The organism is Bacteroides sp. OM05-10AA (assembly GCF_003439055.1).
GTDB classification, from domain to species: Bacteria; Bacteroidota; Bacteroidia; order Bacteroidales; family Bacteroidaceae; genus Bacteroides; species Bacteroides intestinigallinarum.
Genome location: NZ_QSUR01000028.1, coordinates 91,208 through 102,063 on the forward strand (window position 1 = coordinate 91,208; position 10,856 = coordinate 102,063).

At 36.4% G+C, this 10,856-nt stretch carries 8 protein-coding genes; all 8 read right to left on the bottom strand.

What is annotated here, in order from left to right; translation table 11 throughout:
- Positions 1-219: 219 nt before the first annotated feature.
- On the bottom strand, positions 220-2,565 hold the full coding sequence (locus DXB58_RS19680; protein ID WP_122137978.1) for a beta-galactosidase: 2,346 nt from the start codon (positions 2,563-2,565) through the stop codon (positions 220-222).
- 533 nt (positions 2,566-3,098) lie between these two features.
- Positions 3,099-4,481, bottom strand: coding sequence for a family 43 glycosylhydrolase (locus DXB58_RS19685; RefSeq protein ID WP_122137979.1), 1,383 nt, complete (start codon positions 4,479-4,481; stop codon positions 3,099-3,101).
- Between the two features lie 47 nt (positions 4,482-4,528).
- Entirely contained in the window at positions 4,529-5,788 is a 1,260-nt protein-coding gene (locus DXB58_RS19690; protein ID WP_122137980.1) for a DUF2264 domain-containing protein, read from the bottom strand.
- Between the two features lie 24 nt (positions 5,789-5,812).
- Positions 5,813-6,985, bottom strand: a complete 1,173-nt coding sequence (locus DXB58_RS19695) for a glycoside hydrolase family 88 protein (protein WP_122137981.1) — start codon at positions 6,983-6,985, stop codon at positions 5,813-5,815.
- Between the two features lie 340 nt (positions 6,986-7,325).
- Positions 7,326-7,754, bottom strand: coding sequence for a hypothetical protein (locus DXB58_RS19705; RefSeq protein WP_122137983.1), 429 nt, complete (start codon positions 7,752-7,754; stop codon positions 7,326-7,328).
- A gap of 212 nt (positions 7,755-7,966) precedes the next feature.
- Positions 7,967-8,770 carry a hypothetical protein gene (locus DXB58_RS19710; RefSeq protein ID WP_122137984.1) on the bottom strand — a complete coding sequence of 268 codons (804 nt, stop codon included), beginning with the start codon at positions 8,768-8,770 and terminating at the stop codon, positions 7,967-7,969.
- Positions 8,771-8,791: 21 nt separating this feature from the next.
- Positions 8,792-9,223 (bottom strand): hypothetical protein, encoded by a 432-nt coding sequence (locus DXB58_RS19715; protein WP_147338738.1) that lies wholly within the window; start codon positions 9,221-9,223, stop codon positions 8,792-8,794.
- Positions 9,224-9,262: 39 nt separating this feature from the next.
- Entirely contained in the window at positions 9,263-10,186 is a 924-nt protein-coding gene (locus tag DXB58_RS19720) for a hypothetical protein (RefSeq protein WP_122137986.1), read from the bottom strand.
- Positions 10,187-10,856: the final 670 nt, after the last annotated feature.

A 10,856-nucleotide genomic window follows, 5' to 3' on the forward strand; every position in this document is an offset into this window, starting at 1 on the left:
AGTTATTTTAGATTATACAATAAATTAAGAGAAAGAACAAAAATAACCCACTTTATGATTGCAACTATTATAAAAAAGAGAAGTAAAAGAAAAACCGTCACTCACGTGAAAGTTATTCTTTTACTTCTCTATAACTTAATGAACAAACTTAATAATTAACCTTATGACTTAAATGTCTTCAGTGTACATCATAGACATACAATTATCTTATTATTCCCTTTAGATTTTAAAGGGTGTCATTTTCAGATATACCCGATAATCTTTAATCATGCCTGTCTTACCGGCTTCTGCTCTCGGCAAATATGAAAATCCGGTTACTACCTTATCTTCACCGAGATTAATCACAATCTGATGCGGGAATTTATGTTTGGCAGCCGAAGAATAGCTTGTGTGCCAAAAGGTAGATTCCTGCAAGTCGAACACATTCGTTGCAATATTATTCGCTTCTTCCGTTTCCTCACTATCTGCATAAACAACTTTCCAATGTTGGCGTGACAAGGGCTTGCCATCAGCTCCCAGTAACTCCAATTCCGCAATGGCTGCAAAATCTTTCCCATCATGTGCATTCAATGCTTCCAGACAGAAGAAACGTGTTTCCACCTCTTTTCCAAACTTCACATGTTGCCAACCATTACCCGCCTTGAAAGAACCTTTATAAACGGGCGTTTCTCCGCTCAAGTCCAAGTTCTCACCTACTTTACGATGTGCATAGGCAGCACCATGAACGCGTAAATTATCGAGAATAGGTTGTTGCAAGCCTGCCGTTTCCGGTTGTACAGGTCCAGCCATATCCAATATAATCACTTCGTTCTCACCTTTCTTCAACCAACATCCCGGCACATATAAGGTTTGTTGTGGTCCTATTTCCCAGTAACGTCCAATAGCATAACCATTCACCCAGACCATCCCTTTACTCCAGTTAGTCATATCCAGGAAAGTATCACCGGTTTTATCCAGCGCAAATGTTCCACGATAATACGCAGGGTCTTTTTTCGGATTATCTTGTTTCACAAATTTCTTATTCTTTGCAAAAGCATAATCAACCGGGATATTATAAACTTTCCAATTCTTCAATGAAGTAGCAGCACCGTCCGATTGAATTTCCACCTTTTCAGTAATACCTTTCCAATCATAAATACCTTTACCGAAATTCATACGGCCCATCGCTTCTACCAGAATATCCAATTGGGCTCCTTCTTTCACAGGTGGAAGAATAACAGTCCCTTCCCCTTTCAAACGACTTAATGTCGCCAATTTCCTGCCATCAAGGAAAACCTGTGCCCAGTCATGAGCCTCTGTAATTGTCAGAACTTGCTCTTCGTTAGATGCCGGAAGTGTAGTTCGATATAGAATACTTCCCCAACCCTGATCAAACGCTTCCATTGACTGAATATTTTCACTGATTTTTGGCTCCGGCAGATTATCAAACAGTATCGCCACTTCATCTAACTTAAATGAAGGAACAGTAATCGTTGGAATAGAATCCGGGATTTCCGGCAACGATTCGCCTTCAGGTAAATAGTTACTTAACAATTTACGTACTTCAAAATATTTGGGAGTGACTTTTCCTGATTCATTGATAGGTGCATCATAATCATAAGACGTACATGTCGGAGAGAAGTTCGGGAAGTTTGCTCCTCCCCAATGTCCGAAACTAGTACCTCCATGAGTCATATATAAACTAAATGAAATATTACGATCGAGCATATCTTTCATTCCTTTTACCAAATCCTCCGCACTGCGTGTCTCATGCTTCGCTCCCCAATGATCGAACCATCCGGACCAGAACTCACTACACATCAATGGAGTATCAGGACGAAGCTCTTTCAAACGTTCAAACTGCTGATCTATATTGGCTCCCGTACCAAAATTGACAGTCCAAAGAAGATCATCCAAAGCATTGTTCTCAAAATTAGAATTCCAGTCACACTGGAATAAAGGTACCCCTGTGAATCCCGCTTGCTTCACAAGATCACGGATAGCAGAAATATAAGGCTTGTCAATACCAAATGAGCCATATTCATTTTCTACTTGTACCATAATTATATTTCCACCTTTGCTAATCTGAAGATCAGCAAGTTGTTTACCAACTTCATTCATAAACAATTTCACACGCTCCATATAATACGGATCCTGTTCACGGAGCTTAATATCTTTCTTTTTCAGTAACCACCAAGGCAATCCGCCCATCTCCCACTCTGCACACACATAAGGACCAGGACGCACAATGACGTACATACCATTCTTCTGTGCAAGACGACAAAATGCTGCAATATCCTTTTGTCCGGTAAAATCATATTTTCCTTCTTCCGGTTCATGGAAGTTCCAAAAAACATAAAGACAAATGGTATTCATACCCAACGCCTTAGACATCTTAATACGATGTTCCCAATATTCCTTTGGAATACGAGGATAATGAATCTCTGCCGCTTTTACGACAAACGGCTCTCCATTAAGCAAGAAAGTCTTGTCACCCACCTCAAATGTTCCTTTTGAAGATTGAGTACAGGAAGTGCTGAATACAGTCACTAACAAAATAAGCAAATACAATAAAGGTCTTTTCATTTTCAATCTATTCTATTGTTTTCATGATACATTAATCTCTTTAGAAATTCACCACCGGTTAATGTTTCCATTAAAACCGATAGCGAATTTGAAAACCAATCCCATTTAATTACCCCAAAAAACTAAAACTATTACCTATTGAAAACTGATGCAAAGATGGAATATTCTTCTTACACAAAGGTCTTTAAATCGGTCAAAATAGGATAATATTCATTCAATATTTCCTAATTATGGCTTTTTAGTATCAATTTGACTCTTTATAAAAATCCCGCCAATACCTCTTAATAGTATTGACGGGATTGACGTTTATAATAAAGGTTAGTTAGTATTATTTTAAGTTCTATCATCATAATACAATAAACATGTAATAAGTCCAATATACCCCGTTGATAATATTATTAATAACCACAGTATCTGAGTTGATAGAGCTAATCCTTTCCTATTCATAAAAAAACAGCAATTACCCCAGGAACTAACAAAATTATAATCAAAATAAAGATATATAATAACATCTGATTTTTTCAAAGTTCACATCAATAAAACATAATCTCCCAAATAGATGGCTTAGCACTACTTTCCAAAGTCATAAATGACAATTTTATAAACTTACACTGTTTACCTATCAACACATTAACTGGAGACCCTAAGATTCCATTAGCAGTATAATCAGCAGCAACAGTCCAATCGTTATTATCTGACGAGATTTCAACCTTCATAAAATATTTTTCCCAAGGGTACTCAAAACGCACTTCCATTGTATCAACTGCCACTATATTATCAAACAAAACCGTCAAAACAGGGGCCTTATCTTCGTCGGCAGGTTCCCAGCGTGTACCATAATCTCTATCTGTCAGTTTTCCAGGCACAGCATAATCTGCATAAGAAGAACTTCCGGTAATCGTTTCCGGTTGAATGTATAGCCTTTTTTCTTTGGCTAAATCCGGAAATAATTGCGTATGATAAGGAATGATTTTATTGATTTCATTATTAGCCTCATCAAAAGTCAGTTTACTGATGCAAGTCTGCCTATAAGCCGTTCCTTTCACAAAAGGTAACCTATGTCGATGATACAGAATATAATCCTCACCAGCATAAGAAAATAAAGTATGATGTCCCGGTCCATACACTTGTAAGCTATCATTAACTTTCAATATAGGACTATTTGCAGCTTCCGTGAAAGGTCCAAGCGGATGATCACCAATTGCATAACGTACTTCGTATGTTTCATCAATCGTCTTTCCTTCCGAATAAGTCAGATAGTATTTACCATTATGTTTCACCATCAGTGGAGCCTCAAAGTAATGCGCTGGAGTCACTTCTACAGGTTCTGCACGAAAAGAACTCATATCGTCATTCAATTCCGCAGCAAAACAATGTCCGTTCGTCCAGTTCCATCCTGATCCCCAATAAAGATATGTTTTACCATCATCATCCACAAAAGCCTCTGCATCAATCACATGATAGTATTTCGTCGAATCCCCCTGAATCATTGGCTTATCCATGAGCATATTCTCCCATGGACCCAACGGATGTTTTGCTTTTCCACACCATACTTCCGAACCAACAGACACATACATATAGAAAGTATCCCCTTTTTGGATTACCGAAGGCGCCCACACTTTATTAACTTCCGAAAGAGAAGTAGTACATGCAGCTTTTGTCGGCCAATTTAAAGTATGAAATGTCCAATTTTGGAAATCATCTGATACCCAACAGGAAAGAAAACCAGTTCCCCAAGGATCAGCTGTCACATACATATAAAATTTACCATTGTACTGCACCAAAGACGGATCGGCAAAATATCCGGGTATAATCGGATTTTGAAGTTCCACCATACGTATCTCTTCTTTCATAACTTTAGTAGAACAACTGCTTAAACAGACTGTAGTTGCTATCAATAATTGCAATAATCTCATAAATATCTATTTTATTGTACAGATCAAAATTTAATCATCGCACCTTACTAATAATGAATTGCATGATCTTTCGGAAACTCACGACCGCTCCATGCTTTCTTAGAAGTCCAATCTTGAGGAGCCGATGTCCAAAAGGAATGATTAGCAGGAAGTCCTAAAGGAAGAAAAACCTCTGATGTTATATACATACTTCCATTGTTACTATACCAGTCGGCCAGCCCGGTCTGATGTCCAGCAAAGCCTAATTGCAGAAATCCTTTCTCATTGAAATTCCCGTCAACAGAGAATAAACGTTTCATGACGCAAGTTAACGCATTACGAACTTGTCCTTCCGGGAGTTCTTCAGGCAACATTTCTTTCCAGCAGAGCATTGACAACGGCTGGAAAACTCCCAATCGATAAGTCATAGAACGACCAAATACAGGGAAGGACGCTTCAGGAGATATAAAACGCTCCAAAATCATTCCAAAACGTTGCATACGTTTTTTAGCTAAATCTTCAATCTTCTTTTGCATCTCCAAACTACGGTCATGTAATATTACCTTATGATCGTTCACAGTCTGCATTACTTGTACAAACATAGGCTGAATTACATAGCTATTATAATAATCGAACGCAAAAGTTTCTCCATCCGAATACCAGCCATCACCTACATACCATTCTTCCGCTTTCCGAACAGCCGTATGAATACGGAATAAATCATATTGCGCATCGGCTTCCATTAAAAAAGATTCAATCATAGCAGAAAATAGCAACCAGTTAGTATAAGGCGGATCAATTCGACGCAACAACTGGAATTCTTTAATATACCGTTGTTTTGTCACGTCATCCAATGGTTCCCAAAGTTGCTCTTTAGCACGAAGAAAACTACTGGCAATATAAGCCGCATCTACTAGAGGCTGTCCTTCATTTCTCCATAAAAGATAATCGGGGCTATCCGGATCAACAGCATGTGCGTAGCTTTTCAAAGCCCATTCACGCAATTGCTTACGCATTTTTCCTTCTTCCGTGTCATCATCCGGCAAAGAAAGCCAAGGAGCAATACCGGACATCAGGCGCCCGAAACATTCCATATACGTCACATCTTTGCTCCTTCCATCCCAAGTAGGGCTGATTTCTACCTGCATATTTTTCTTCAACTCTCCTTTACTCATATTACTTAATACCGGAGCAGCAATTTTATATGCCATCTGTACCCAATATTCACGGTCGCAGATTTTTCTTTCCACTTTCACTTTTTTGGCATAAATTACCGTGCTTAACATGCACAATAAAATAATGACCAAGATGTTTTTGCTTTTCATCATTACATTTAAATATAAAAATAAATTCTAATCATTTAGATATTTCACCATTTCAGAACCTGCCAACAAGAAAGCTCCTACCCCAAAATCAGCAGTTGTTTCTGGTCCTACATTTTTATGTTGGTCTGCTCTTTCACCAATCGGCTGTACATAACCAATCTTTCCACTAGGTTGCAAAGCTATTTCAGTCAGGTATTCCCAACCTTTTTTTATAACAGGTTCATAAATTACCTTATCCAAAAATCCATTATTCACCCCCCAAAGATATCCATAAGTAAAGAAAGCGGTTCCACTAGTTTCACGTCCCGGGGCCTGTACCGGATCTAATAAGCTACGAGTCCAGTATCCCTCTTCCTGCTGTGCAGCAGCTAATGATTTAGCCATCATTTTATAAATCTCAATATACTCGGCACGATGCACATTATTCTCCGGTAAATCTTGTAGTACCTTTGCTAAACCAGCAAACACCCAGCCATTACCTCTCGACCAAAAATCCTTTAATCCTTGATTAGTCTTATGTTTCGGATATATATATTTTCCATCCCGATAAAACAGGGCACTTTCCTTATCATACATCAAATTCTTGGCATACGTAAAGTACTCATACAATTTATCCAAATATTGCTGATTACCCGTAACCTTATAGAGCTTAGTCATCACCGGCATTACCATATACAATCCGTCTGCCCACCACCAATAGTCATTATTAGGAGTTGACATTTCATATTCCATCACCTCCTTCGCACGAGCTATTTTATATTCCGCCGGTTCCCGATCCATATTATATAAATCTATATAAGTCTGAAAACAAATCTGCCAATCTCCGAAAAGAACATGTTCCATCGTTTCACCATAATTATATTTCCACTTGGATTTATCATCAGAAGTAGCACCTTTCCATTGATTCTTTTCAGCCCATGCCTCTGAATATTTTTTGTAATCTATATTACCTGTCACCTCATAAGCCGCAATATTTCCCGTATGATAAGCTGCCGGATGCCAAAAGGCAAATGCCGGTTCCGGATTCTCCTCTTGCCAATAGTTATTAACCTTCTTAATAGTCTCAAGAACCTTTGACTTTGTCCATACACTATCAACAATTACTTCACTCTGACCGTTACTCTTACCTGATTTACATCCTGCCATGCAAATACTGAACACACAGCTTAATACCCAAAAAGAAAATCTCCTAAAGTTCATTAATTATACAGTTTTTCGTGGTTATTATTCAAGTCACAAAGATGTATCCTTTTAAGGATAAAAAGGTTCTAAAATGCGTCAAAACCGTACAAAAATCATTCAATTATATAGAAAATAGTCTTTTTGAGGAAAGAACTATCAGATGTCTTTATTATAAAGCATACAAACTACAAGCCCACCGTAACTAGTCAATACAATCAATAATAACCAAAGAATCTGAATGTGCCATGCTATTTGTTTTTTTGTCATATATCTAATACCGATAATGCAAGGTACAATAAACACTATCAATATGGATAAAACAGAAATAAGATAAAATACACCCATAACTTTCAAACTTTTATTTAATCCAATATTTAACAAGTAAAGAAATTACAATGAAACAATAGCTCAAAACATTTCCGCTAAGTATCGCCCATACCAATACCTGGCTCTTATCTTTAAAGATCCATCTCACTGTCAAGTATTCAAGCCCGAAACTTCCGGCAAACATCAGAATCCAAGTAATGAGCATAGTCGGAAAGAAATCCGAACCAAACAGAAAATCAATTAATATACTGGCACATCCTATAACAATAGTCCCAATAATTCCAGAAACCAAGTTTCCAATTGTAGAGATAAGTAATGACTTCCCCCACAAATGAGAAGTCATCAACTTAATTATTACCATTTCAATAACAATGGTAGCCGGTATTATATACCAAAAACGAATAAAGCTTTCTCCTATAAGGACACCGCTCCAAACAAAATTCAATAATACTAAATTCATGTCCCAATTATTTTTATAATATTTCGTCCAATACTCTGCTACTCTTATACAACGAATGGGCACAAGATAAAGAGAATAACTGGAATCAAAGAGGAAATTATGTACCCCAAAAGTTTACATTTTAATTTATTCTATTGTAAATACTTCAATAATAAAAGATAAAAATTACCATATTGTAATTTTTATCTTTTATTAGAATTTAGTACATATAATCAATCTTTTAAAACCTCCCTATTTCGTGCTAAATAGTTCATATATATACGCAAAGCGCACTCTACGTCTTCCTGAAAGTCATCCAAGTCAGTATAGCCATGGTAACCTAACTTAAAGTCAGGATGTAATTTGGCATAAACATCATAATCATGAGGAACTTCACGTATTTTTCGTCTTTCAGCCTTAGAGAAATCACTTATTGCCTTATATGCCTTTCTCATATCAGAATTGTTCAATCTTTCTCCAGCAAGCATGGCATCTTCCACTTGACGACGGACTTCCACCACTCTACTGTCTCTTAGGATTTCTTTCCACCTATTTTGGGATTTTACCAGCATTTTCCGTAAATCCGATCGAATACTCGAAATCGATGGAAACCAGTTATCAGGAACAGCCGAATCTTTAAGACAAGTTAGCATGACTTGCAAACAACGTTCTTGCAATGCATTTATTTTATTTAGAGAAGATTTCGTCAGCTCAACCGATGAGTGCCCTATTTCTCGAGCCCATTTGTATTCTCTCCTCAAACCCGGTATATCCAATTCCGGATGAAGAACATTCACCAGACTATCCAAAATAATCTTTCGCCGCCTGCTCTCTTCCAGTCTAACTTTATCCCGAGCTCTTTTCTCCTCCTTACTAAGTTTACGGTTTATCTGCAAAATATCTCCTCTCGCTCTCGCACTTTTCTGCAATTCTTGGAGAATATATTTCTCGGCCGCCATATTTCTTTTGGGCTGCGCTTGTAATATTAACGGTAATAAAACCACCAACATCAACAAATAAAAATAAAGCTTTTTCATGACTACTACATGGAAAAACACTCATTCTTTTCCTTCCATGATAACTTTCAATCTATCGTTTACTTTCTTTAACTTCCTAATATAATATTGCTTACGTTTCTGCTCTAAAGTGTCGCAACGCAATTTTTCTTCTATCCGTATTTTACTTCTAATTAGCATATTCTTATTTATCTTTTTTCTTTCCTCCGGCGTAATTCCGACTTCAGCATCTTTCATTTTCTGATGTTCTTTTCTTATAGAATCCGCTTCAGCCTGACTATATACAATAAATGTATCAGCAATATTTTCGTTATTCACACCATCTGCCGTAAGATATCTGAAAATGAGCACTATAGGTTTACGATTATTCCTTTCATATTTTATACTGTCTTTCTGAACTTTTTTGCTTTTCTGTGCAAATGCTCCCCCCGTGGACATAAATAATAATAGAATTAATAAATAAAAACTTTTCATACGCCTAAATGTTTATAAGTTAATAATATAATGATTGTATCATTTGAAAGTACGCCTTTTCGGACCAAAAACATAAATGACATGTTCTGCATTCCTATCAGTATACCCATCTACAATACCTCCAAAAGTTGGAACATAATCGTACACTAATCCTGGAAGTTCTTTTTTTGCAGCTTCCATCTCATCTTCATTTGATGCGCCAACATTACGCCCACCACCACAACAATCATTGACCGGATGAGTGTGAAACCATGCTATGGCATAACGTCCTGGTAAATCAGGTCCCATTATAATCTCATCATCAATCGTAACAGTTACATTAGGAGGAAGACTACAACTGCAATTAGTTCGGCCATAAACGAGGTCACCAGCATAAAAAATTACATCTTCGCCTATTATATCTGATACAGTCATATATATAATAAACCCCATTTCACGTCGACAATGGTCTTTTGCGTTAGAAGAAGCAAGCATTTCATCCCATGCAGCATCCATCTCACTCATAAAAGGAGACTCTCTATCTTCTTGAATGAATGTAATATCTGGATATATAACCCTGATAGAGACTCGGTTTGAGTAGATTTTTTTATTACTTTTGGTTATAGCATAGGCTACATAATCCCATTCGCCAGCTTTAAATGCTGGCATTATATAAGAATTATAGCCTGTGAAATAATCATCGCTGGGATAATAAACATCAGTTTCATTATCGTATGGCTTTCCCGATTCTACGATTAGCACATGAATAGATTCAATTTCGTCATCATTATTTGTTTCAATGTTTAAAGATATTGTTTCTCCCATTGTCACATCTTGATAATTTAGTGACGAGAGAATAAGAATAGGCTCTATTGGGAAAGGATTAGAATTTTCACTATGCTCATTCTTTTCCAATACATTTATTTGATTAGTACACGCATTACAGAACAACATGTAAATAAAAAAATATATTTTAGATCTCATATTATCAATAGTTCATTATAAATTTAAATCAAGTCACATTGACTGTCAAATCAATAAGCCTTTGAATAATTTATTATAAAAAGCTCTACTTGACTTTAATACAATCAACTTTAAGATTTTCCGAGTATATATGGATTATACATCAGTAGTTGATATTTATTTACCGTAAAACAGGATATCATTTATTGATATCGTTCACTTACTCACAATCAATTCATTGTATATTTCCCCACCGAACTATCTTAAATATGAACCATTATATATCCCTAATATACAATAGTCCCATTTTATATTACAAGATCGAACAATCATAGTACATCTGTTTTTAATTAACAGTGACAAGATAAGGAGAATAAGTGAAATAAAGAAGAGAACTGTGTACCCAAAAAGTTTACATTTTTTCAATATCCTCTAAAGATTCCGAATAATACCGAAAAAAGTTACAATGAAGAATCACTGATATTTTGAAAAGTAACATAGTACTTACATCAGAATGAGAGAATATTTTATAGATATTACTTCGAGAACAACATAGCTGCTCCGCAAACCAAGTAATAGACCGATTTTGACGGTATAATTCTTTTTGTATCAACTGACCTATATGTACCATGTTCTATCAAATTCATAATCGAGTAGGAGGAAAACGAAGTAGTTTTCTTCCTACTTTCGC

Bases quoted from the DNA above. Each gene is read 5' to 3' on its own strand.
- DXB58_RS19705 (WP_122137983.1), bottom strand. From the start codon at position 7,754: ATGAATTTAGTATTATTGAATTTTGTTTGGAGCGGTGTCCTTATAGGA.
- DXB58_RS19710 (WP_122137984.1), bottom strand. From the start codon at position 8,770: ATGAAAAAGCTTTATTTTTATTTGTTGATGTTGGTGGTTTTATTACCG.
- DXB58_RS19715 (WP_147338738.1), bottom strand. From the start codon at position 9,223: ATGAAAAGTTTTTATTTATTAATTCTATTATTATTTATGTCCACGGGG.
- DXB58_RS19720 (WP_122137986.1), bottom strand. From the start codon at position 10,186: ATGAGATCTAAAATATATTTTTTTATTTACATGTTGTTCTGTAATGCG.
- DXB58_RS19690 (WP_122137980.1), bottom strand. From the start codon at position 5,788: ATGATGAAAAGCAAAAACATCTTGGTCATTATTTTATTGTGCATGTTA.
- DXB58_RS19680 (WP_122137978.1), bottom strand. From the start codon at position 2,565: ATGAAAAGACCTTTATTGTATTTGCTTATTTTGTTAGTGACTGTATTC.
- DXB58_RS19685 (WP_122137979.1), bottom strand. From the start codon at position 4,481: ATGAGATTATTGCAATTATTGATAGCAACTACAGTCTGTTTAAGCAGT.
- DXB58_RS19695 (WP_122137981.1), bottom strand. From the start codon at position 6,985: ATGAACTTTAGGAGATTTTCTTTTTGGGTATTAAGCTGTGTGTTCAGT.